The organism is Bradyrhizobium glycinis, from assembly GCF_016031655.1.
Lineage (GTDB): Bacteria > Pseudomonadota > Alphaproteobacteria > Rhizobiales > Xanthobacteraceae > Bradyrhizobium > Bradyrhizobium glycinis.
On sequence record NZ_JACCHQ010000001.1, the window covers coordinates 106525 to 129883 of the forward strand.

Here is a 23359-nt window from a genome sequence, read left to right on the forward strand (position 1 = left end):
CTTCGTCGTCGCTGACCGAAGAGCATAATGATTTCAATGCCCCCGCTACTGTGCATGGGGTTGTTTTCGCAACTTGTGTTTGGCGTGGCCGAAACGGCCGCGCTCACCGCCGGCTGCGCGGCGCCTCGGCCTTGGCCGGCGGCTCGGTCTGTGGGGCGCAGGTCGCAGCTTGAAGGGAGCTTTGCGCCTGCTGCATCAGGCCGGGCTCGGGGGCGAGCGCCTTCATCAGGATCAGGCCGGTCGTGGTCGGGGAATCGATGATCAGGCGGTCGGCCGCGGTGACCTCTTCGTCCTCCGGCAGCTCGCTATGCTGCGCTTCCGTCATCAGGTCGAGCTCGATCACCTTGCGGCCGGCGGAGCGGTCGTTGATGGCGTAATAGGCGATCTCGTTGCGGGTGTAGAACGACACCGAGGTGTAGGCCTGGCTCACCGGCACGGTGAGCTTGATCGGCCCGCCCGACAGGTCATAACGACAGATCGCCAGCGCGAAGGCCGGATCCATGAACGGCATCGGCGAATTGCTGGGATCGGCGAGGGGAAGCTGGGTGACGGCGTTCACCTTGGTCATCGGCGTCAGCCGCGAATAGGCATCCTGGGTGGCAATCCGCGGCAGCGCCAGCACGCTGACGAGATGGACCACGAGGCCCAGCACCACGCCGGCAAGGACGGTGAAGACGAGCCGGATCATGAGCAGCCCACCGTGGTGATGCTCGGCATCGGCGCATCGCGCTGGGTGCGCGTCGCAACGCCGACCGGCGTGTCGTAGAGGCGCAGCATCAAGGCGTAGCGCTCGATGCCGCCGGTCGGCAGCCAGTTGCCGGCGCGCGAGCGCGAGGCGATCCGGATCTCGAACGAGCCGTCGGACGCGCGCACGATCTCCTGGCTGGTGAAGCCGTAGCGCTGGAGCGAATTGGCGACGAGATGGCCCTTGCGGTCGTAGAGCGTCAGCGTCCAGAACCGCGCCGGCGGCGTCACGCCGGAGACGATCACGTCGCAGCGGCCGTCGAGCGCCTTCTTCCTGTCGTCGGTGGTGGCGGTGAAGGCGACCCCGTCGCCGGTGCCGATCGGCAATTCGCCGTTGCGGACGATGGTGGCGCGCGAATAGGGATCGACGTCGGCGGTGCCGGTGCGCGGCCGTGCGGTCCAGGCGCCGATGGTCAGCGCGCCGATCTCGGTGCCGCGCGTCGTGGTCATCCACGTCGCGCCGACGCCGACGACTGTCGCGAGAAGAAGCGCCGTCAATGTGATCAGGATCAGCCGCACTTGCTTTCGATCAGTTCTTGCGCGGGGCGGAGGCGTTGGCGTTCTCTTCCGCATAATTCTGCGGGAAGGCGAGCGCGCTCGTCGACGAGGATGGCCTGGCCGGCTTGCTGTCATTCGCCGTCGATTTGTTCGCGGCCTTGGCCGCATCATCCAGCAGCTTCTCGACCCGCACCAGTATGTCGGCGCCGCGCTTGGTCAGCACCGGCGGCGGACCGGGCTTGGTCTCCAGCACCTTCGGCGCCGCGTTGGCCTGCGCGTTGCTCACATGCTGCGGCGGCAGCTTCTGGCCCATGCCGATGCCGGGGATCTCCCGAACCTCGACGCCCTGATGGGCGACGACCATGATGTCGTGCCAGGTCTGCGCCGGCAGCGAGCCGCCGGTCATGCGGTTGGTCGGCGAGTAATCGTCGTTGCCGTACCATACCGCACAGGTGAAATTGCCGGTGTAGCCGACGAACCAGGCGTCGCGATACGCATTGGTCGTGCCGGTCTTGCCCGCGGTCGGAATGCCGTCCAGCGCGGCGCGCCGTGCGGTGCCTTCGCTGACGACGTGGCTCATCATGCCGGCCATGTCGGCGGCGACGGAAGCGGGGATCGCCTGCCGCGGCTTCGGTCCGTCGCGGTCCCAGCGCCAGACCAGATCGCCGGCGCCGGTGCGCACCTCCAGTACCGCATGCGGCGTCACCGCCTTGCCGCGGTTGGGGAAGGTCGCGTAGGCGACCGCGTGCTCGAGCACGGTGACCTCGTCCGAGCCGATCGGCAGCGACGGCGTGTCGGGCAGCGGGGCCTTGAGGCCGAAGCGGCGCGCGACCTCGACGATCTTGGCGCGGCCGACCTTGGCCGGGTTCTGCGCCTTCGGCTCGTTCTTCCGGCCGATCTCGATCGAGAGCTTCACCGGAACGACGTTGATCGAGCGGGTGATCGCCTGCGTCAGCGTCACCGAGCCGGAATAGGAATGGCCATAGTTCTGCGGGCACCAATTGCCGATGCAGACCGGGCCGTCGACCACGACCGAGTTCGGCGTGTAGCCGTTCAAGAGGGCCGTGGCGTAGACGTAAGGCTTGAACGAGGAGCCCGGCTGGCGATAGGCGTCGGTGGCGCGGTTGAACTGGCTGGCGCCATAGTCGCGGCCGCCGACCATGGCGCGGATGCCGCCGTCGAGATCGGCGACGACGGTCGCCGCCTGCGTTGCGTGATAGTCGCGGCCGAACTGGCGCAGCTGGTTCTCGATCGCGTCTTCCGCCGCCTTCTGCACGTTGGTGTCGATGGCGGTGCGGACCACGAAGACGCGCTCGGTGTAGGACTTCGGGAAGGTGTCGACCAGCTTGCGCATCTCGTCGAAGGCGTAGTCGAGATAATAGTTCGGCGAGGCCTCGTCGCGGCGGTCGACCGCGAAGGCCGGATTGCGGCGGGCGCCGAACACCTGGCCCTCGGTCATGAAGCCGGCATCGACGAGGTTGTCCAGCACGACGTTGGCGCGCGCGCGGGCGGCAGGCAGGTTGATGTGCGGGGCGTACTTGGTCGGCGCCTTGAACAGGCCGGCGAGCATCGCCGCTTCCGCCAGCGTCACGTCGCGCGCGGACTTGTTGAAGTAGAAATGCGCCGCGCCGTCGACGCCGAACGTGCCGCCGCCCATATAGGCGCGGTCCAGATACAGCTTGAGGATCTCGTTCTTGGTCAGGCGCCATTCCAGCCAGATCGCGAGGAAGGCCTCGTTGACCTTGCGCTCGATGGTGCGCTCGTTGCTCAGGAACAGGTTCTTGGCGAGCTGCTGGGTGATCGAGGAGCCGCCCTGGCGCACGCCACCGGCTTGCGCGTTGGTGACGAGCGCGCGCGCGGTGCCTGCGATGTCGATGCCGAAATGCTCGTAGAAGCGGCGGTCCTCGGTCGCCAGCGTCGCCTTGATCAGCACGTCCGGAAAGTCTTCCAGCGGAATGGAGTCGTTGTGCTTGATGCCGCGGCTGCCGATCGGGTTGCCGTAGCGGTCGAGGAAGCTCACCGCGAGATCGGACTTCTTCAGCCAGTCCTCGTCCGCGGTCTCGCGGAAGGCGGGAATGGCGAGGGCGAGCATCACGACGAGGCCGCCGAGCCCGAGGGTTGCAGCCTCCGACAGCGGCTCGATGAACACCCAGCGCTTCCACCGCCCGACATAGAAGCGGTCCATGAAGGTCGAGTAGCGCTCGTAGAGCTCGCGGATGCCCTTGGCCGAGGAGAACAGCGAGGAGTCGATGCGCGCATCGAGATCCAGGAAGAAATTCCGGATCCTCTGCTTCCAATGCGGTGGTATGATCTGGCGCACCTAGAACCCTTGCGGCTTGCTTCGAAAGCGTTCAAGCACCCGGCCGGGACGGCATCGAGACGTCTTGCGGGAATGTTGCGGCAAACCCAAGGCGCCCGGCCAGCATCCGAGGGACTTGCTGTTCCTTCTAGCCGAGCGGGGCCCATAAACCAATGGTCACGCTCGCTATTTTGAACAACAGGCCTAATTGACCCCGGTTCATTACGGGCCTCAAAGGGGCCTCGCTTGCACCATTGCCGCCGGGCGCCCTAGATGACGTTGCCGTAGCTCTTTTGAACTCTTGTTGAGACGCATGACCGCAGCTCCCAAACGATCTCAAGGCCAGGAAGGATTCTTCTGGAAAACCAAGACGTTGGAACAGATGTCGGAGCGCGAGTGGGAAAGCCTTTGCGACGGCTGCGGCCGCTGCTGCCTGAACAAGCTCGAGGACGAGGACACCGGGCAGATCTACTTCACCCATATCGGCTGCAAGCTGCTCGATGGCGCCAGCTGCGCCTGCAAGGACTATCCGAATCGCTCCGACAAGGTTCCGGACTGCGTCCGTCTGACCCCGGCCAATGTCCGCACCCTGAACTGGCTGCCGCCGAGCTGCGGCTACAAGCTCGTCGCCGAAGGGCGCGACCTCTATTGGTGGCATCCGCTGGTTTCGGGTGACCCCAACACCGTGCACGAAGCCGGCGTCTCCGTGCGCGGCCGGGTCGAGGGCAGCGAGGAGGAGGTCCCGGACGAGGAGCTCGAGGACCACATCGTGCAATGGCCAGCGACCTTGCCGAAGCGAGCCCGTCTGAAGAAACGACCTTGAACAGCTGTGCGCAGCGGTCGCATGCAGATGCGCTTCACATTCTGGGGTTGAGGTGCTAAGCTGGTTGTAGATTTTGCTCTGGCTATATTTAGGTTGTTTTGAATTTCTGAAGGTACCCTAGGATTTTTTGGGGGGCCCATGATTACCGATCCGGTTCACCCGATACCGACGGACGACGAGAACAAGCCGCTGGAACCAACAACTGCGCTTTGCCTTTCCGGCGGAGGATATCGCGCGATGGTGTTTCATGTCGGCGTCCTGTGGCGCCTATATGAAACGGGGCTGCTGAAGAACGTCAGGCGCATATCGAGCGTTTCCGGCGGGTCGATCACTGCCGGCATGTTGGCGCTGGCGTGGCCCGGCCTCAGCTTCACACCCGACAGCATTGATAGCGATTTCATTCCGAAATTCGTCACGCCGTTGCGCACCTTCGCCGGCATCACGATCGATGCCGAGTCGGTCATCCTGGGCGCGCTGTTGCCAGGCAGCATCGGCGACCGGATCGCCGACGCGTATGACGATCACCTGTTTCGCGGCAAGACTCTGCAGGACATGCCTGACGAGCCGCGCTTCGTGATCAATGCGACGAACGTGCAGTCAGGCGCTCTCTGGCGCTTCATGAAGCCCTATATGCGCGACTACCGCGTCGGCGAGGTGAAGAATCCCAGAATTCCGCTGGCGCAAGCCGTGGCGGCGTCCTCCGCTTTTCCCCCGGTCCTCTCTCCCTTCGAATTGCGCCTCAAGGACAGCGATTTCGTGCCCGGTACAGGGCTCGATCTTCAACGGCCGCCATTTACGACGCGCGTCGTTCTCAGCGACGGTGGGGTCTCACAATCTCGGGCTTGAGACAGCATGGAAGCGGCATCAGACCGTTCTGGTCAGCGATGCCGGCGGCAAGACCGAAGCGGAGGAGGAGCCGGAGACGGATTGGCCGCGGCATTCCTATCGCATCCTCAATCTGATCGACAATCAGGTGCGATCGCTGCGCAAGCGCCAGGTCATCGAGTCCTTCAAGTCGGGGACGCGCAAGGGCGCCTATTGGGGCATCCGCACCGACATCGCGGACTACGCGCTGGCCGATGCCCTGCCGTGTCCTTTCGAGCGTACATTGCAACTTGCGGCGGTGCCGACACGTCTGAAACGGTTGGACGCGACGATGACGGCGAGCTGATCCTCGCGACCGAGGATACGGAAGCGGTGACGTTGGATGGCGGTCTCAAGATGACCGTGGCCGGACCGATGCAGCCGGAATTGCTGGCTCTTCAGGAGGCCCATGACAAATGGCTGAAGGAGCAGAAGCAGGGGAAGAAAAGCTCGGAAGCAATGCTGGCGGCATTCGTCGACAAGTCAGTGCCCAATCTCTCCAGCATCGTCGTTCTGGCTGAAATGGGCGGCAAGAGCATGCTGCTGACCGGTGACGCCCGTGGCGACAAGGTCTTGAAGGGACTTGAGCTGGCCGGGTTGCTGGCACCGGGAAAGACGCGCCACGTCAATCTGCTCAAGGTGCCGCATCACGGCAGCTCCAACAATCTGGAAAAGGTCTTTTTCGAGCGCCTGCCTGCCGACCACTACGTCTTTTCGGGTGATGGCGAACACGGCAATCCGGAACGTGAGACGCTGGAAATGCTGCTGGAAGCACGGGGCGACGCCGCCGAATACACGATCCACCTGACCTACCCGATCGACGAGATTGATATCGAGCGCCAAGCCGACTGGGAAAAGGAGCAGGCCAAGGAGAAGGCTCGCAAGAAGAAGAACCAGGCGACCAAGAAGCCGGTCAGAGAAAATTGGTCGCCGGAAAAGCACAGCCTCGGCGCCCTGTTCGAGAGCAATCCCAAGTTCGGCAAGAAAGTGGTCATCGTTGATCCCGGCAAACCGCATCTGATCAACTTGCTCGACTCCATCGAGCTTTAGTGGGATTGGGCGCTCAGGCTCCAAGCAGTACCTCAATACGGCGCCGCTCCGCCTGTCGATCACGGAACCGCGAGGATGCGTCGGCGGGATGCACCCATGCGCCGCGGTGCCTGCCCAGGAAGAAATTTCCCCTCTACATTGGGCTGCATAGAACGAATCCTTCGCGGTGTTGCGCCGCATCACGACGCCCGATCGAGATGAACAAGTTCGACCGGCAGAGCAATTCTGCCGACATCCAGGCCTTGCCCGACGATATTGCCGAAGAGCTGTCCCGCCTGCCGAGCGAGGTCATCAGCGTCGACGACGCGCCGTCGATCGCCCCGCCGGTGCCGCTGAGCTCCGACGAGGTCCGCACCATCGTCATCAGCCTGATGCTGACGATGTTCCTGGCCGCGCTCGACCAGACCATCGTGGCGACGGCGCTGCCGACCATCGGACGCCAGTTCCAGGACGTCTCCAATCTGTCCTGGGTGATCACCGCCTATCTGCTCGCCTCGACGGCAGTCGCGCCGGTGTTCGGCACGCTCAGCGACATCTACGGCCGCCGCGTCATGATCATCATTTCGCTCAGCCTGTTCGTCGCGGGTTCGGTGCTGTGCGCGATCGCGCCGAACATGCCGATGCTGATCCTGGCGCGCGGGCTTCAGGGCCTCGGCGGCGGCGGCATCATGCCGGTGGTGCAGACGGTGATCTCCGACGTGGTGAGCCCGCGCGAGCGCGGGCAGTACCAGGCCTATTTCTCCAGCGTCTGGATGATCGGCGGCATCCTCGGCCCGGTCATCGGCGGCGTGTTCGCCCAGCATCTGCACTGGTCGATGATCTTCTGGATCAACCTGCCGCTTGCGGCCGCGGCGCTCGCATTGCTGCTGCCCAAGATGAGCAAGATCCCGGTGTTCCACCGAAAGCGCAAGGTCGACTGGCTCGGCGGCGTCTTGCTGATGGCCGCCGCCGTGGTCTTCATGCTGGTGCTGACCTGGGGCGGTACGCGCTATGCCTGGCTGTCGCCGACCGTGCTGGCGATGGTCGGCGGTGCCGTCGCGCTCGCGGTGACGTTCGTGTGGCACGCCCGGCTTGCCGACGAGCCGTTCCTGCCGCTGCCGTTGCTGACGGGATCGGTGGCGCCTTTCGCGCTGACCGCGGGCGGTTGCGGCCTCGGGGCGATCACCGGCCTCACCGTGCAGCTGCCGCTCTATTACGAGCAGGTCTATCATCTCAGCGCCAGCGAGGCGGGGCTTGCGCTGATCCCGCTCGCGGCGGTCTCGACCGTTGGCGCGGCCGTCGCCGGCCGCACCATGGCGCGGGCCAAGCACTACAAGCGCGTCGCCATCGTCGGCACGTCATGGGCCGCGCTGTGCGGTCTCGCCCTCACGGTCACCACCTTGCCGCTCTGGGGCCTGCTGCTGCTGATGGCCGCGTTCGCACTGGGTCTCGGCACGACTTTCCCGGTCTGCGTGGTCTCGCTGCAGAACTCGGTCGCGCGTCCGCAAGTCGGCACCATCACCGGCGCGATGAACTTCTTCCGCTCGCTGATGTCCTCGTTCACGGTGGCGGCCTTCGCCGCGATCCTGCTCATCGCGCTCGGCACCGACATCCCGCTCGCCGGCGAGCATCACGCCGCGGGCGCCGTCGCGATACCTGCCGACGACATGCGGCACGCCTTCCGCTACGTGTTCGGCGCCGCCACCGCGCTGATGACGGTCGCTGCGCTGTGCCTGATCGCGATGGAGGAGCGGCCGCTGGCCGGACCCTCGGCCAAGCAGCCCGTGGAAATGGCCGAGTAAGGCTCAGCGGCCTGCGTCCGGGAAGCTGCTCTTCCGCGGCAGCCGGATCGTGAACTCCGTGAAGGCACCAAGCTCCGTTGCAACGTCGATTGTGCCGCCGTGCTGCTTCACGACGATGTCGTGGGTCATCGACAGCCCGAGACCGGTGCCTTCGCCGGCCGGCTTGGTGGTGAAGAACGGATTGAACATCTTCTCCTTCACATCGTCGGCAATGCCGGTGCCGTTGTCGCGGATCGTGATCTCGACGTCGTCGCCGCGATCGCGTGTCGCGGCGATCAGCGTCGGCTCGTAGCCGGCCGCGCCATCGACCTTGCGCCGGGTGACCGCGTGAAAGCCGTTCGAGATCAGGTTCAGGAGCACGCGGGTGATTTCCTGCGGAAACACTTCGGCATGTCCGGCCGCGGGATCGAGTGCGCGCTTCAGCGTCACCTGGAATCCCGGCTTCTCGGCGCGTGCGCCGTGATAGGCGAGGGTGAGGCTCTCCTCGACCAGCGCGTTGATGTCGCTTAAGCGATGCTCGCCGCCGCCTTCGCGCGAATGCAGCAGCATGTTCTTGACGATCGAATCGGCGCGGCGGCCGTGCTGCACGATCTTGCCGAGGTTGTCCTGCAGAAGTCCCGTCAGCTCGTCGACCTCGCGGCGGACGCTCTCGGCGAGGGGGACCGGCGCGAGCACCTCATTCAGCTCCTCGGTCAGCTCGGCAGACAGCGAGGCGAAATTGTTGACGAAGTTGAGCGGGTTCTTGATCTCGTGCGCGATGCCGGCCGTGAGCTGGCCCAGTGACGCCAGCTTCTCGGTCTGGATCAGGCGGTCCTGCGCGGCGCGGAGATCATCGAGCGATCTGGCGAGCTCGCTGGTACGGTCCTGAACCTCGTTGAACAGGCGCGTGTTCTCGACCGCGATCACGGCCTGGTCGGCAAAGGTCTTGAGCAGGTTGATGGCCTTGTCCGGGAAATGACCGGGCTCCCGCCGCGTGACGGCGATGGTGCCGATCGCAAGCCCGTCGCGCAGCATCGGCACCACCAAGATGCTGCGGTAACCTCGCGTTCGCGCCAGCTCCTTCATGGCTTCGGTAAGATCAGGCTCGTTCTGCATGTCGCTGCGGTAGGCATACTCGCCGCTCCTCGCCACCCGGCTGTGAATGCCCGACGAGGACAGCGGCGTCGGAAACGAGCTCAGCAGATCCGCATTGCCGGCCTCGTTGTCGGTCGTGAAGGCGGCCAGATGCAGCATGCCGTCGACGACGCGGGTGACAGTGGAGGAATGCGCTCCGATCAGCGCCTTGGCGCTGTCGGAAATGGCCTGGAACACCGGCGTGACATCGGACGGTGAGGCCGCGATCACCTTGAGAATATCGGCAGTCGCAGTCTGACGTTCCAGTGCTTCCCTGGTCGCATTGAACAGGCTGACATTCTTGATCGCGATCACGGCCTGGTCGGCGAAGGTCTGCAGCAGGCGCACATGATGCTCGGCGAAGTTGCCGGTCGCGCGGCGCGTCGCGATGATGATGCCGATGGCCTCGCCTTCGCTCATCAAGGGCGCAAACAGCATGCTGCGATAGCCACGGGCGCGCGCGATGTCGCGCGCGGCAGGCTCGAGCTCGGTGTCGGGCAATTGTGCCGCGGCACCATTGGCCACGAGCTGGTAGGGCGGAAACTGCGCGAACGGCACCGGGAACGAGGCCTGGAGCACGCGATCGCCGGCCGGATCGGTCGGGGTGAATGCCGCAAGGTGCGCGGCGCCGTCGATATAACGCAGCACTGCGGTGGAGAAACCGCCGATCAGCCGGTTGGCGTTGGTGGCGATGGCCTCGAACACCGGCTGCACGTCGGACGGGGAGGCGGCCATCACCTTGAGGATATCGGCAGTCGCGGTCTGGCGTTCCAGCGCCTCCTTCGTCTCGTTGAACAGGCGCGTGTTCTCGATCGCGATCACGGCCTGGTCGGCGAAGGTCTGCAGCAGCTGGACGAGGTCGGCCGCGAATGATCCTGGCTCGGCGCGCGTGACGCTGATCATGCCGACCGGCGCGTCCCGGTTCATCAACGGCATGAACAACACGCTGCGGAAGCCGCGCAGCCGCGCCAGTTCCCGGTTTGGCTCCGGGACCTCGGCGGCCTCGCTGTCGGGAAACTGGATCGTCTGGCCGTCCCGCACGAGGGCGAAAGTCGGGAAGTCCGCGATCTTGCGCGGGAACGACGCTTTCAGCCCCGCGTCCGCCTCCGGGCTGGTCGGCGTGAACGCCACGAGGTGGAGCTCGTCGCCGATGAACTGAAGCACGGTGGCGGAGAAGCCGCCGAGCAGGCGCTTCGCGCTGGAGGCGACTGCCGCAAAGACCGGCCGCGCATCGGACGGCGAGGTCGCGATGGTCCGCAGGATCTCGGCGCTCGCGCTCTGGCGATCCCGCGCAGTCGCAAGCTCGGCGCGCAGCTGCGCATTCTCGGCCGCAGCCGACTGCAATCGGCGCTCGAGTTCCTCGATTTCGTGCAAAGCGGTGGTCATTCCTCATCCAGCTTGATGCCGCGGCGTGCGCGGCACCGGGCCGGATTATCACAACTTCTGCGGCCGGAGCCAGCGCTTGCCGCCATGCCCCCGCACGGGCCCCACTCACGTACCTGGTCGCGACACCTCGGTCTCTTTGCTGGTGATGAACTCCAGCAGCACCGGCACGCCTTCCCTCGTCTTCGCGATGCCGCGCTCGATCGCGGGGACGATGTCCTCCGGCCGCGTCACCCGCTCGCCGTACCCGCCGAAGGCGCGCGCCATCGCGGCGTAGTCGCCGGAAATGTCGGTCGAGCGATATTTTTCGGTCGAGATTGGCATCACCTTCAGCTCGATCGCCATGGAGAAATTGTTGAGCAGGATCGACATGATCGGGATGCGCTCGCGCACCGCGGTCTCGAAATCCATGCCGGTGAAGCCGATCGCGGCGTCGCCCCAGACGTTGATGCAAAGCTTGTCGGGCTTTGCCAGCTTGGCGCCCATCGCAAGACCGAGGCCATAGCCGAGCTGCGTGGTTTTTCCCCAGCCGAGATAGGTGAGGGGCTTTACTGCTTTCCAGAACGGCGAGAGCTGGTCGCGCGGGCTGCCGGCATCGTGGGTGATGATCGTATTCTCGATGTCAACAGTGTGCTGGAGATCCCACAGCACGCGATAGGGGCTGAGCGGCGCGTCATTGCTGGTCAGCTTCGGCATCCATTTCGCCAGCCATTCCTTGTGCGAGGCTGCGATTTCGGCCGCGACGGCCGATGCATCGCGATCCGCGGTCACCGTCTTGCCGATCTCCTCCAGCAGCGCGTCGAGCACGAGGCCGGCATCGCCGACCAGGCCGATCTTCGCTTCCACGTCCTTGTTGAGATGATTGGGATCGAGCGTCGAATGAATGATGGCCTTCCCTTTTGGGATCGCGATGCCGAAATTGGTCTCGGTGAAGGAGCAGCCGATGCCGAAGATGACGTCGGCCTCGGCCAGAAACTTCGGCACCGCGCGCGGCACTGCAAGGCCGCCGGAGCCGAGCGATAGCGGATGCGTCTCTGGAAACGATGATTTGCCGCCTAAGCTGGTGGTGACTGGGATCGCCAGCCGCTCGGCGAGCCGTTTCAGCTGCGGCCAGGCCTGCGCATAATGCACGCCCTGGCCGGCATAGATCACCGGCCGCTTTGCGTTCATCAGCAGGCTGGCGGCTTCCTTGACGTGAACGGGGTCGGCGCCATAGCGGGTGCGCAGCACCGGCGTGTAGTTCAGCGGCTCCGGCACCTCCTCGTTCCACATGTCCGAGGGGATCTCGACGATGACGGGTCCGCCGCGGCCGTTCTTCAGCTTTGTGAAGGCGCGGCGAAAAATGTTGGCGACTTCGGTCGCGAGGATGATCGGCTCGGACGATTTCGCGAACGGCTTCATCGCCTCGCTGGAATTGAAGTTCGGCTCGATATGCGCCAGCCTGCGCTGATAACCCATCGGCAGCACCAGCACGGGGACGGATTCGCCAAAGCATTGCGCGACGCCGCCCATCGCATTCTCCGCGCCCGGCCCGTGCTGCATGCAGAAGGCGCCGATGCTCCGCCCCGACGTCGCCCGCGAGATCGCATCCGCCATGTGGATGCCGACGCGCTCCTGCCGCACCATCACGGGCCGGATCTCGGCCTTGGCCGCGTGCTCGATGAGATGGTTGACCGGATAGCCGCAGAGGATCTCGATCCCTTCGCGCCTCATGATTTCCGCAATAGCGGTGCCGAGCTTCATGGCGTCTCTCTCCCTGGCAAGGCCGGTTGATCCGGCCGTTGCAGGAGAGAGGACCAGGAAATGTTGGAGCGGTAAAGCGCGGGGATGCGAGGGCAGCGGTAGGTCAGCTATGCAATGCGCTCCGGTATCCCGGATGGAGGTTCGCTCCATCCGGGATACAGGTTTGGCGAACGTCCTATTTGCAGTTTTTGCAAATCGTAAGCTTGCGCTTCAACGCCTCGTCGTCCTGATCGATCAACGATTGGGAGTCGATGCTAGAGCCCTTGCCGGCGCTCGACCTCGCAGGTGGCGTCACTTGGCTCGGCGCATCGTTGCCGTCAGTGCTCGCGCTGAAGCCGTCATAGTCGGCGGCCGGATTTGGCATCGCCGCAGGCCCGCCGATCACGGGTGGAGTCGGCTCTCTGGCCGTCGGGGTTCTTTTGTTCGTTACCGTAGCCGGCGCGCGCTTGGGTTTGGATTTATTGGCGCCCTCATGTGGCGGCGATGCATCGGGCGGAGCAAGCGAAACCGGCGGCGCGGCCGAAGTCTGGCCCCTCGCGCCGTCGTGGGGCCAGGCGCCGACAAACATGAGGCCGAGAGCCAAGAGCGTCACGTTTCTCATCCGCATCCTCTCGGCAGCGCTGGTTGATCGATCGACAGCATGGCTCGTCGGGTCCGCTGAAGAATATCAGCACTCGGAGGGCCGTCAAAGCGCCGTAGCCTGGATGGAGCGAAGCGCAGCCGGATTATTGTATTCGCCTTCGCCGGCTGCGAACTTCGCTGCGCTTCGTCCGGCTACGATCGGGTGCGGGCGGGCCAGGTCGGCGGTTACTTCATCGCCGAGCTGACCGAGTTGAACTTGTTGTTGAGCAGCGCAGCGCCCGTGCTGTTGACGATGGTCACGATTGCCAGAGCGATCCCTGCGGCGATCAGGCCGTACTCGATTGCGGTTGCGCCATTCTCATCGGCAAGGAAGGACCTAAGCAGACGCATTGCCAACTCCTGTTCATCCGATCCGATGGATGGTCGCGTCGTTATCGGACTTGCAAATCGATCGAATAAGTCTTCGTGCGCGCCAAAACAGGGCGATCGCACCTTACCTCGTACGACGGCATTCATTAAATTAAGGTTCCGTCGACCCGTTCAAATGAAGTCAAAGCGACAGCCCGGCGCAGGCTGCTCGGCAAATTGCCCATCGTGGCTTGGCCGCTTAACCGATTGTTGAGCCTGTTCGTCAACCTATCGGCAAGGATGTCTCGATCGCGCTCATCCGCGCCGGTCGTCCGCATTCAGCGCCCGCAACATCGCGATGCGCGCGAACATCACCCAGCCGCCGCCGGTCTCGGCCGCGTTGATCAACGTCTCGATCGCGGTCTGCCAATGCGCCTCGTGCTGGGCGTCCTCGGGCAGCTGCATGATGTAGTCGGCTGCTTCTTGAAGCGTGAGCAGCTTGCGCTTGTTGCTCACGCGAACGGGATCGTCGAACGCCGTCGACCAAGGCATGTCAGGCCGGCCGATCGGCGGGGAGAGACATCACGGCGCGATTCGCGGGGTGTGGTGCTGTTAGCCAGCCTTCTTTGCCCGCGCGGGCGCGCGCACCGGCTTGTCGGCGGCTTTCTTCGGCGTGGTCGCAGCCTTCGCCGCAGCTTCCTTGCCGCCCTTGCCTGAGATCGGCAGCAGCATCTCGCGCTGGCCCTCGACGCGCTTCTTCGGCTTCTTGGCCTTGGCTGTGTCCTTGGCGGTCTCCTTGGCCGTGTCCCTGACGGCCTTCGCCGCGGGAGCAGCGTCTTTCTCGTTCGCGATGCTCTTCTTCAGCGCGTCCATCAAGCTGATGACGTTGCCGCCCGTCTTCGGTGCGGCCTTGGCGGTGATCGGCATGCCGCTGCGCTTCTTGTTGATGAGATCGATCAGAGCGGTCTCGTAATGATCCTCGAACAGCTCGGGCTCGAACGCGCCGGACTTCTTCTCGACGATGTGCTTGGCAAGGTCGAGCATGTCCTTGGTCAGCTTCACGTCCTGGATGTCGTCGAAATATTCCTTCTCGCTGCGGACCTCGTAAGGGTAGCGCAGCAGCGTGCCCATCAGTCCGTTCTCGAGCGGCTCCAGCGCGATGATGTGCTCGCGGTTGGTCAGCACCACGCGGCCGATCGCGACCTTGTCCATGCTGCGGATGGTCTCACGGATCACCGCATAGGCGTCGTGGCCGACCTTGCCGTCCGGCACGAGGTAGTAGGGGCGGATCAGATAGCGGTTGTCGATGTCGGCCTTGGGCACGAACTCATCGATCTCGATCGTGTGGGTGGAATCGAGCGCGATGTCGTCCAGCTCGTCCTTGGTGACCTCGATATAGGTGTCGGTGTCGACCTTGTAGCCCTTGACGATGTCCTCGGAGGTCACCTCGTCGCCGGTCTCGGCATCGACCTTGAGATATTTGATGCGGTGGCCGGTCCTGCGGTTGATCTGGTTGAACGAAACCTTCTCGGTATCCGAAGTGGCCGGATAGAGCGCGACCGGGCAGGTCACGAGCGACAGACGCAGAAAACCCTTCCAATTGGCGCGGGGGGCCATGGGTTACTCCAGACGCAGCAGAGGACAAGCTCTGAGGATACCATCGCCCAGTTGCGAATCATAGCAACCGCTGGCGCGGAATCGTGCAACGGCGTTAATCGCCGCCTGCGCCGTGTTTGCCTGTAGGCGGCCCATGGACCGGAACATCGCCCGAGATGACGCGTTGCCCCGGCAGTTCATCGCCGCGAGGAGGTCGCGGCCATCGACGCGACAGCCACAGATTGAGGTCACCATGGCAACCACGCGAGAGCAGAATCGGATCGTCGAAACTCCGACCGAGGCGCGTCAGGGCGAGCCCGGGCCTTCGGTGGCGGCGCTGCTCGCCATCTCGACCGGGCTTGCGATCCTGATCCTCGCCGTCGTCTGGTTCGTGTTCTTCCGGACCTGACGGCCGGATCAGCACGCCGGCACCTTCCGGCTCGCCGCGCGATGCGGCACGTTGCGCCCACCATGCCGCCGGCCCGTCTGGCGGCATGGTGGGCGCAGTCGCATTTGCGCGCGCCGGGTCGTATATGACCAAAAAGTAACCTGGCCCGGTTCCCTGCGTTCATATTCAGTTCACGCCGGAATTGCTCATCTCTGGCGGTGTTCATGTCGCCTGTTCTTGCAGCCTATCCTTGGAGAGAAGCGTGCGCCTGCTCGTTGTTGAGGACGACCCCGATCTCAATCGCCAGCTCACCAAGGCGCTGACCGACGCCGGCTATGTCGTCGATCGGGCCTTCGACGGGGAGGAGGGGCACTATCTCGGCGACAACGAGCCCTATGACGCCGTGGTGCTCGATATCGGCCTGCCGAAGAAGGACGGCATCTCTGTGCTAGAAGCTTGGCGCCGCAACGGCCGCACCATGCCGGTCCTGATCCTCACTGCACGCGACCGCTGGAGCGACAAGGTGCAAGGCTTCGATGCCGGCGCCGACGACTATGTCGCAAAGCCGTTCCATCTTGAGGAGGTGCTGGCGCGCATCCGCGCCCTGCTGCGCCGCTCCACCGGCCATGCCCAGAGCGAATTGACCTGCGGCCCGGTTACGCTCGACACCCGGACGGGCCGGGTCAGTGTCTCCGGCAATCCCGTCAAGATGACCTCGCACGAATATCGGCTTCTGGCCTACCTGATGCACCATTCCGGGCGGGTGGTCTCGCGCACCGAGCTGGTCGAGCATCTCTACGACCAGGATTTCGACCGCGACTCCAATACCATCGAGGTCTTCGTCGGCCGCATCCGCAAGAAGCTCGACGTCGACATCATCCAGACCGTCCGCGGCCTCGGCTATCTCCTGACCCCGCCGCCGGCCCCGGGCGCCTGAGGCGTTCCGGCCTTTTAGTATCTTGGCTTGACGGGAGGCCGAACAGGGCCCTTGGTCCGGTTATGACGTCCGACCACCTGCCATCCTGCGCCGCCGGGGATCATTCCGATGGCCGCTAGCTCGCTTGCGAACCGACTGTTCCTGTCGGCGACCGCCTGGCTCGTGGTGATCCTGGCCATCACAGGCGTGGTGCTGTCGTCGGTCTACAAGAACGCCACCGAGCGCGCCTTCGACCGCCGGCTCAATCTTTATCTGCGCACCCTCATCGCCGAGGTCGCGACCCCCGACGAGCCGCCGGACCGCCAGTTCCAGTCGCTTGGCGAGCCCCTGTTCGAGCTGCCGCTCTCCGGCTGGTACTGGCAGATCACGCGGACCGACACTGAGAAGCCGGAAGTGCGCTCCTCGCGCTCGCTTTGGGACAAGAAGCTGCCGAAGCTGGAGGAGCAGGGAGCCGAGCTCACCGCCGCGGGCATCCGCCTCGCCTATGTCGACGGGCCGGAAGGGCAGAATCTGCGCATGGTGGAACGGCCGGTCGATCTCGGTGCCGACGGGAAATTTCTGGTCAGCGTCGCGGGGGACGACACCGAGATTTTCGACGAGACACGCAGCTTCGACTACTATCTCGGCGGCACCTTCACTGCGCTCGGCATCGTGCTGCTGCTGACGACCGTGTTCCAGGTCCGTTTCGGCCTTGCACCGCTCAAGCGCATCTCGGAAGCGATCGCCGACATCCGCTCCGGGCGGGCGGAACGGCTCGAGGGTGAATTCCCGGTCGAGATCGCGCCGCTGGCGCGCGAGACCAACGCGCTAATCGATGCCAATCGGGAGATCGTCGAGCGAGCCCGCACCCATGTCGGCAATCTCGCCCATGCGATCAAGACGCCGCTGTCGGTCATCGTCAACGAAGCCAGCGCGCATGCGACCGATCCGTTCGCGGAGAAAGTGATGGAGCAGGCGGATGTGATGCGCGACCAGGTCGCCCATCATCTGGAGCGCGCCCGCATCGCGGCACGGGTCTCGGTGGTCGCGACCGTGACGGAAGTGGCGCCTGCCATCGAGGGGCTGCGGCGGACTATGGAGAAGATCCATCGCGACCGCGGCATCGTGGTCGAGGCCAAGGCCGATCCATCCGCCAAGTTCCGGGGCGAGCGGCAGGATCTGGAGGAGATGGTCGGCAATCTCGTCGACAATGCCTGCAAATGGGCGGCCTCGCGCGTCCTCATTGATGTCCTGGTCGAGCCGCCACAGCGGGCCGGCGCCGGCCCGCGTTTGCGGGTCATCGTTGACGACGACGGCCGCGGCCTGTCGGAAGCCGAGCGCGCTCAGGTCGCCCGGCGCGGCCAGCGCCTCGACGAGTCGAAGCCCGGGTCGGGACTGGGGCTGTCGATCGTGACCGACCTCGCCGCCCTCTATGGCGGCAGCCTTTCGCTCGGCAGCGCCCCGACTGGGGGCCTGCGCGCCGAGCTGGTTCTTCCCGGACTATAATCCCTTGTTTGGACGGCAATTTCCGGCGCGGCCGCGGTTCCTCCAGGGAAGCATGGGAGGCATTCAAGGCAGCTTCCTAAACGGCTTCTTAAGTGGGGCCCCCCTATGATCGCGCCGGACCCATTCCATGTCCGCCATTTTACCGTGCATGACCCGGGCGCATGAGCCAGACATCGATCGAGCGGCTGAGGGAATATCTCGCGCAGCTCCCGCCGCAGTCGCAGGCACTGCTGATGCGGGAGTTCGAGCGTGCGCTGGAGCGCGGCCAGGACACGGCGGTGGCCACCCTCGTGCTCGAGCAGTTACGCAAGATCGTCCGCAAGAGCGAGGCCGACGAGGCTTTGCCGCCGCGCACGGACGATCTGTCGCGGCTGCTGTTCCAGGTGTTGGAACCGTTCCTTGTTGAAGCGGGCACTCCTGTCAGGGTCGGCCAGATTCGCCGCTCCTCGCTGCAGCCGATCTGGCAGTGGCTTGGCCGTGACGGCGCACCGGACAAGGTGAACGAATTCGAGGCGGCGCTGGCGCGCATGCCGGCGGACAGTGCAGGGCAGGTCGAAGCCCTGGCGCAGAAGCTTCAGGCCGTGGCCGCGGGCGCCATCTTCGCGCTGACGGGGCCGGGCGGCGGCGACAAGTCGCGGGCGCTGGCCCGGGTCGGACCGCCCAACGTGATCGAGGATCTCTATTCGATCGGTGCGGTGCTCCAGGTCCGGGACGCCATCGCGACGTTGAACGAGAAATTGCCGCGCACCTTGCGGGCCTTCGGGGATTCCCAGATCGCCTCGGTGACATCGGCGCTCAACATTCCGGCGCTTCAGACGCCGCAGATGCTGCCTTTCGCCTTGTCGATCGTCGTGCAGCGGATGACCGCGCCCTGGCAGATCATCCGCCTAGCGGTCAAGATAGCGGCGTCCGATGACGAGATCCGCGTCGCGGCGACGCCCTATGGTATGGCCGTCACGATCGCCCTGCACGATTTGTCCTGCGTCGCCGCGGTCCTGCGCATGGACATCAAGCGCGGCCATTTCGACAATGTCGCCAGCAACCTCAAGACGCTGCACGACGGGGTGCGCGGACTGCGCACCGAGCTCGACCTGCGCAACGACTCGGCCTGGGGCAAGCAACTGACCTCGATCCGGGCCGACATCTCCAATGCGCTGCAGTCCGAGATCGACAGTGTTCCCGGCCGCGTCCGCCGCATCCTGCGCCAGCGTCCCGAAAAGGACATTCCGCCGGGCGCGCGGATCGACAGCACCGAAGTCGAGGAAACGGTGGCACTGATCGACTTCGTCGCGACGTGCCGCAACTATGCGAGTGAGCTCGCGATCAACGAGGTGACGCTGCGTACCTTTTCCGATCTCCAGCAATATGTAGAACGGTCGACCGAGCAGCTGGTGCAGTCGCTGCGCGCCGCCGATCACAAGGTCCGCACCTATCGGCAGCAGCAGGTGCAGGCCGCGATCCGCTTCTGCCAGGTGCTGTTCGGCGACGATTACGCCTCATTGATGAGCAGGGCCGCCGAAAATGCACTCACGGGCGAGCGCAAATCGTCGCGCGCAGGCTGATCGGCGCGCATTTTTTTCAATCACAATTTGAAGTTGACGGCACCGATGACGCGCCGTACTTTTCCGGTGCAAGTCTGGAATTTTCTATCTGTGGGCGCATGAAACCCGTTATCAGCTCGATCGAAATCGAGAACCGCGTCATCGTGGCCAAGTATCATCGGCTGATGGTTGGAGCCAAGGTGGTGCTGGTCGAGAAGGCCAGCGATCGGCATCTGCCCGAGACCGTCACGAGGGTTGCATCTCGGGTTCCGGTCGGGGCGCTGCGCATCAGATTGCCGGATGCAATCAAGCCGGGGACATACTTCCTGAAGGCCTTCAACGGGCACGGCGAGCAGGCCGCGCAAAGTGTCGACTTCGAGATCGGCTAAGCCGTTGGGTTTTCACCTTTTCGGCACTACATGCGGTTGCGCTGCCTTGACAATTGTCAATTGCCGCATCGTCCGGCCGTGGTGTAAAGGCACCTATAGGCGCGGTTCGGGCGCCGCCGGAAGCTTGCCAGATGACGCTATGGTTCGTGTTCGCGCTGATGACGGTCGCGGCGATTTTCGCCGTGCTCTGGCCGCTTGGCCGCACCAGCCGCGCGCAGGAACAGGGCAGCGAGGTCGCGGTCTACAAGGACCAATTGGCCGAGATTGAGCGTGATCTCGCCGCAGGGTTGATCTTGGCGCCGGAGGCCGAGGCCGCGCGCGTCGAGATCAGCCGCAGGCTGCTCGCCGCGGCGGCCAGCGAGCCGGCAACGGCGCCGACATCGAACGTCAAATGGCGCCGTGCGGCGGCCGTGCTGGCGCTTGCCGGCCTGCCGCTCATCGCGGCCGGCGTCTACATGCCGCTCGGCTCACCCGGGCTTCAGGACTTTCCTCTTGCGCAGCGAGAGCGCGGGGGTGGCATGGCGCAGTCGCTCGAGAATCTCGTGGTGCAGGTCGAGCAGCATCTGGAAAAGAATCCGACGGACGGGCGCGGCTGGAACGTGCTCGCGCCGGTTCTGGAGCGGCTCGGCCGCTTCGACGACGCGGTGCGCGCCTATCGCAACTCGCTCACCTACAATGGCGAGAGCGCAGAGCGCCGGTCCGATCTCGGCGAAGCGATCTCGGCCGCCGCCGGCGGCGTGGTGACTGCCGAGGCCAAGGCCGAATTCGAGCGCGCACACGCCTTGAACGCCGACGATCCCAAGGCGAACTACTTCCTGGGCCTCGCCGCCGAGCAGGACGGCCGCAAGGACGATGCGGCCAATATCTGGCGCGCGCTTCTTGCGAAAGCGCCCGCGGATGCGCCGTGGCGCGCCCTGGTGCAGTCCTCGCTCGCGCGAGTCGGTGGGGGCGGCACGATGCCGGCGCTGTCCGACGAGACGATTGCTGCCTCCAAGGACATGGCCGAAGGCGATCGCAATGCCATGGTGCGGGGCATGGTCGATCGTCTGGCGACGCGGCTGAAGCAGAACGGCGACGATGTCGAGGGCTGGCTGCGTCTGGTGCGCGCCTATCTGGTGATGGGCGAGCGGGACAAGGCAATGGGCGCTTCGGCCGATGCCCGGCAGGCGGTTGCCAGCAACGCCGAGCGGCTGCGCCAGCTCAACGAAGGCCTGAGGACTCTCGGGATCGGCGGATGACGGTTTCGGGGCGAGAGATGCGGAGAACGGATACGCCATGACGCGCAAGCAGCGACGTATGACCATCATCGGCGGATCGCTCGCCGTGCTCGCGCTCGCGGCCGCGCTGGTGCTCAACGCGCTGCGCGACTCCATCGTGTTCTTCTCGACTCCCACGATGGTCGCAGAGAAGCATGTCGAGCCCGGCAAGCGGTTTCGCCTCGGCGGCCTGGTGCAACCCGGCTCGCTCCAGCGCGGCGACAATCTCGCGGTGACGTTCGAGGTCGCCGACGGCAACGCCAAGCTGCCGGTCGCCTTCAAAGGCATTCTGCCCGATCTGTTCCGCGAAGGGCAGGGCGTCGTCGCGGAAGGCGCACTCGACGCTAACGGCGTGTTCAAGGCCGATACCGTGCTTGCCAAGCACGACGAGACCTACATGCCCAAGGACGTCGCCGATGCCCTGAAGAAGCAGGGGCACTGGAAGGACGATTACGGCGCCCAAGCCTCAGGTACCCGAGCTTCCGGTACCCAAGCCTCCGGTCCCGCCAAACCCACGGCGACGACCGCGCAGGGCAATCCGCAGGGAGCGGTGCGGTGATCGCGGAGTCTGGACATTACGCGCTGGTGCTGGCGCTCGCTCTGGCACTGATCCAGTCCGTCGTACCGCTGATCGGTGCGCGCCTCGGCGACGCCGCCCTGATGAACATGGCGCGCTCGACCGCGCTGGCGCAGCTGCTGTTCGTCGGCGCCTCGTTCACGGCGCTGGTGATGCTGCACGTGAACTCGGATTTCTCCGTCGCCAACGTCTACGAGAATTCCCACTCGATGAAGCCGCTGCTGTACAAGATCACCGGCGTGTGGGGAAACCATGAAGGCTCGATGCTGCTGTGGGTGTCGATCCTCGCGCTGTTCGGCGGCTTGGTCGCGAGCTTCGGCAACAATCTGCCGCTGTCGCTGCGCGCGCATGTGCTGGCCGTCCAGGCCTGGATCGCCAGCGCGTTCTACCTCTTCATCCTGATGACATCGAATCCGTTCCTGCGCATCGTCAATCCGCCGATCGAGGGACGCGATCTCAATCCCGTGCTCCAGGACATCGGTCTCGCCGTGCATCCGCCGATGCTCTATCTCGGCTATGTCGGCTTCTCGATCTCGTTCTCATTCGCGATCGCGGCGCTGATGGAGGGCCGGATCGATGCTGCCTGGGCGCGCTGGGTGCGGCCCTGGACGCTGGTCGCATGGATCTTCCTGACCCTCGGCATCGCCATGGGCTCGTACTGGGCCTATTACGAGCTCGGCTGGGGCGGCTGGTGGTTCTGGGATCCGGTGGAGAACGCTTCGCTGATGCCCTGGCTCGCCGGCACCGCGCTGTTGCATTCGGCGCTGGTGATGGAGAAGCGCAACGCGCTGAAGGTCTGGACCATCCTGCTCTCGATCCTGACCTTCTCGCTGTCGCTGCTCGGCACATTCCTGGTGCGCTCGGGCGTCATCACCTCGGTGCACGCCTTCGCCACCGATCCGACCCGCGGCGTGTTCATCCTCTTGATCCTGTGCCTGTTCATCGGCGGCAGCCTGTCGCTGTTCGCGGGCCGCGCCACCTCGCTGAAGCAGGGCGGCCTGTTCGCGCCGATCTCGCGCGAGGGCGCGCTGGTGCTGAACAATCTCCTGCTCACGGTGGCCTGCGCGGTGGTGCTGTTCGGCACGCTCTATCCGCTCGCGATGGAGATGCTCGCCGATTTCAAGATGTCGGTCGGCGCACCCTTCTACAATCTCACCTTCGCGCCGCTGTTCGCGCTGCTGCTGCTCGCGGTGCCGTTCGGGCCGATGCTGGCGTGGAAGCGCGGCGACCTGCTCGGCGTGATGCAGCGCCTGCTGGCGGCCGGCGTTGCCGGGCTGGTCGTGGTCGCCATCGTCTGGGCCTGGGTGCGGGGCGGCAGCGCGCTGGCGCCGCTCGCGATCGGGCTCGGTGTCTTCGTCATCGCCGGCGCGGTCACCGACCTCGTCGAACGGACGGGCCTGGTGCGCCTGCCATTCGCAACGGTGCTGCACCGGGCGCGCGGCCAGCCGCGCTCGGCCTGGGGAACCGCATTCGCGCATGCCGGCCTCGGCGTCGCGCTGATCGGGATCGTCTGCGAGACCACCTGGAACAGCGAATACATCGCGACCATGAAACCGAACGAGGTCGCCCATGTCGCCGGCTACGATCTGAAGCTCGACGGGCTGTTTCAACGCCAGGGCCCGAACTACCGCGAGATGATCGCAGAGTTCAAGATCAGCCGCGATGGCGAGGCGGTCACGGTGCTGACGCCGTCCAAGCGCAGCTTCACCACGCGCGGCTCGTCGACCACCGAAGCGGCGCTGCTGACGCGCGGGGCGAGCCAGCTCTACGTCTCGCTCGGCGACGCCACCGCCGAAGGCGCCATCGCCGTGCGCATCTATCACAAGCCGCTGGTTCTCCTGATCTGGTGGGGGCCGGTGCTGATGGCCTTCGGCGGCGCGCTCTCGCTGTCCGACCGCCGCCTGCGGGTCGGCGCGCCGAAACCGGCGCGGGCCAAGCAGCGCCTGCAGCCCGCGGAATGAT

22 protein-coding genes are annotated in these 23359 nt (G+C 65.1%); 13 read left to right on the plus strand and 9 right to left on the minus strand.

The window, feature by feature from the left end; all coding sequences use genetic code 11:
- Nucleotides 1-103: 103 nt before the first annotated feature.
- From HZZ16_RS00500 to HZZ16_RS00510, 3 genes are read right to left on the minus strand one after another with little or no spacing between them, the layout of a single operon-like run.
- Entirely contained in the window at nucleotides 104-688 is a 585-nt protein-coding gene (locus HZZ16_RS00500; protein WP_197946443.1) for a DUF1254 domain-containing protein, read from the minus strand.
- Nucleotides 685-1263 carry a DUF1214 domain-containing protein gene (locus HZZ16_RS00505; protein ID WP_197946445.1) on the minus strand — a complete coding sequence of 193 codons (579 nt, stop codon included), beginning with the start codon at nucleotides 1261-1263 and terminating at the stop codon, nucleotides 685-687. The genes HZZ16_RS00500 and HZZ16_RS00505 overlap by 4 nt, the downstream gene beginning before the upstream one ends.
- A 10-nt stretch (nucleotides 1264-1273) precedes the next feature.
- A complete protein-coding gene (locus HZZ16_RS00510) occupies nucleotides 1274-3562 on the minus strand; it encodes a transglycosylase domain-containing protein (protein ID WP_197946447.1) in 2289 nt (762 codons plus the stop codon).
- Between the two features lie 292 nt (nucleotides 3563-3854).
- On the opposite strand from HZZ16_RS00510, the gene HZZ16_RS00515 reads away from it, so the two are divergent.
- From HZZ16_RS00515 to HZZ16_RS00530, 5 genes are all read left to right on the plus strand, one after another.
- Nucleotides 3855-4364 carry a YcgN family cysteine cluster protein gene (locus HZZ16_RS00515; RefSeq protein ID WP_197946449.1) on the plus strand — a complete coding sequence of 170 codons (510 nt, stop codon included), beginning with the start codon at nucleotides 3855-3857 and terminating at the stop codon, nucleotides 4362-4364.
- 138 nt (nucleotides 4365-4502) lie between these two features.
- On the plus strand, nucleotides 4503-5210 hold the full coding sequence (locus tag HZZ16_RS00520; protein ID WP_246509903.1) for a patatin-like phospholipase family protein: 708 nt from the start codon (nucleotides 4503-4505) through the stop codon (nucleotides 5208-5210).
- A complete protein-coding gene (locus tag HZZ16_RS37050; protein WP_246509904.1) occupies nucleotides 5185-5535 on the plus strand; it encodes a hypothetical protein in 351 nt (116 codons plus the stop codon). Before HZZ16_RS00520 ends, HZZ16_RS37050 begins: the two co-directional genes overlap by 26 nt.
- A gap of 26 nt (nucleotides 5536-5561) precedes the next feature.
- Nucleotides 5562-6278: a ComEC/Rec2 family competence protein gene (locus tag HZZ16_RS00525; RefSeq protein WP_197946451.1), complete on the plus strand. Its 717-nt coding sequence runs from the start codon at nucleotides 5562-5564 to the stop codon at nucleotides 6276-6278.
- A gap of 197 nt (nucleotides 6279-6475) precedes the next feature.
- The gene (locus HZZ16_RS00530) at nucleotides 6476-8059 is read left to right on the plus strand and encodes an MDR family MFS transporter (protein WP_197946453.1); all 1584 of its coding nucleotides are present in this window, start codon (nucleotides 6476-6478) and stop codon (nucleotides 8057-8059) included.
- 3 nt (nucleotides 8060-8062) lie between these two features.
- Here the strand turns inward: HZZ16_RS00530 and HZZ16_RS00535 are convergent, their stop codons facing one another.
- The 6 genes from HZZ16_RS00535 to ku all read right to left on the minus strand — a co-directional run bounded on the left by HZZ16_RS00535 (nucleotide 8063) and on the right by ku (nucleotide 14845).
- A complete protein-coding gene (locus HZZ16_RS00535) occupies nucleotides 8063-10558 on the minus strand; it encodes a GAF domain-containing sensor histidine kinase (protein ID WP_197946455.1) in 2496 nt (831 codons plus the stop codon).
- Between the two features lie 105 nt (nucleotides 10559-10663).
- Nucleotides 10664-12448, minus strand: a complete 1785-nt coding sequence (locus tag HZZ16_RS00540) for a thiamine pyrophosphate-requiring protein (protein ID WP_283815742.1) — start codon at nucleotides 12446-12448, stop codon at nucleotides 10664-10666.
- Nucleotides 12449-12473: 25 nt separating this feature from the next.
- The gene (locus tag HZZ16_RS00545; RefSeq protein ID WP_197946459.1) at nucleotides 12474-12899 is read right to left on the minus strand and encodes a hypothetical protein; all 426 of its coding nucleotides are present in this window, start codon (nucleotides 12897-12899) and stop codon (nucleotides 12474-12476) included.
- 206 nt (nucleotides 12900-13105) lie between these two features.
- Nucleotides 13106-13270 carry a Flp family type IVb pilin gene (locus HZZ16_RS00550; protein ID WP_197946461.1) on the minus strand — a complete coding sequence of 55 codons (165 nt, stop codon included), beginning with the start codon at nucleotides 13268-13270 and terminating at the stop codon, nucleotides 13106-13108.
- 273 nt (nucleotides 13271-13543) lie between these two features.
- Nucleotides 13544-13780 carry a hypothetical protein gene (locus HZZ16_RS00555; RefSeq protein WP_197946462.1) on the minus strand — a complete coding sequence of 79 codons (237 nt, stop codon included), beginning with the start codon at nucleotides 13778-13780 and terminating at the stop codon, nucleotides 13544-13546.
- Between the two features lie 60 nt (nucleotides 13781-13840).
- A complete protein-coding gene (gene ku, locus HZZ16_RS00560; protein ID WP_197946465.1) occupies nucleotides 13841-14845 on the minus strand; it encodes a non-homologous end joining protein Ku in 1005 nt (334 codons plus the stop codon).
- Nucleotides 14846-15077: 232 nt separating this feature from the next.
- Between ku and HZZ16_RS00565 the strand changes: the two genes are divergently transcribed.
- From HZZ16_RS00565 to HZZ16_RS00600, 8 genes are all read left to right on the plus strand, one after another.
- Entirely contained in the window at nucleotides 15078-15233 is a 156-nt protein-coding gene (locus HZZ16_RS00565) for a hypothetical protein (protein WP_162832009.1), read from the plus strand.
- Between the two features lie 241 nt (nucleotides 15234-15474).
- Nucleotides 15475-16149: a response regulator transcription factor gene (locus HZZ16_RS00570; RefSeq protein ID WP_036035233.1), complete on the plus strand. Its 675-nt coding sequence runs from the start codon at nucleotides 15475-15477 to the stop codon at nucleotides 16147-16149.
- Nucleotides 16150-16257: 108 nt separating this feature from the next.
- Nucleotides 16258-17634 carry an ATP-binding protein gene (locus HZZ16_RS00575; RefSeq protein WP_197946467.1) on the plus strand — a complete coding sequence of 459 codons (1377 nt, stop codon included), beginning with the start codon at nucleotides 16258-16260 and terminating at the stop codon, nucleotides 17632-17634.
- 161 nt (nucleotides 17635-17795) lie between these two features.
- Complete coding sequence (locus tag HZZ16_RS00580) at nucleotides 17796-19196, plus strand: hypothetical protein (protein WP_197946469.1); 1401 nt, start codon at nucleotides 17796-17798, stop codon at nucleotides 19194-19196.
- 98 nt (nucleotides 19197-19294) lie between these two features.
- On the plus strand, nucleotides 19295-19564 hold the full coding sequence (locus tag HZZ16_RS00585) for a hypothetical protein (RefSeq protein WP_197946471.1): 270 nt from the start codon (nucleotides 19295-19297) through the stop codon (nucleotides 19562-19564).
- Nucleotides 19565-19695: 131 nt separating this feature from the next.
- Nucleotides 19696-20802 carry a c-type cytochrome biogenesis protein CcmI gene (ccmI, locus tag HZZ16_RS00590; protein ID WP_197946473.1) on the plus strand — a complete coding sequence of 369 codons (1107 nt, stop codon included), beginning with the start codon at nucleotides 19696-19698 and terminating at the stop codon, nucleotides 20800-20802.
- A 37-nt stretch (nucleotides 20803-20839) separates the two neighbouring features.
- Complete coding sequence (gene ccmE, locus HZZ16_RS00595; protein WP_197946474.1) at nucleotides 20840-21379, plus strand: cytochrome c maturation protein CcmE; 540 nt, start codon at nucleotides 20840-20842, stop codon at nucleotides 21377-21379.
- Entirely contained in the window at nucleotides 21376-23358 is a 1983-nt protein-coding gene (locus tag HZZ16_RS00600) for a heme lyase CcmF/NrfE family subunit (RefSeq protein ID WP_197946475.1), read from the plus strand. Before ccmE ends, HZZ16_RS00600 begins: the two co-directional genes overlap by 4 nt.
- The last annotated feature ends 1 nt before the right edge of the window (nucleotide 23359 follow it).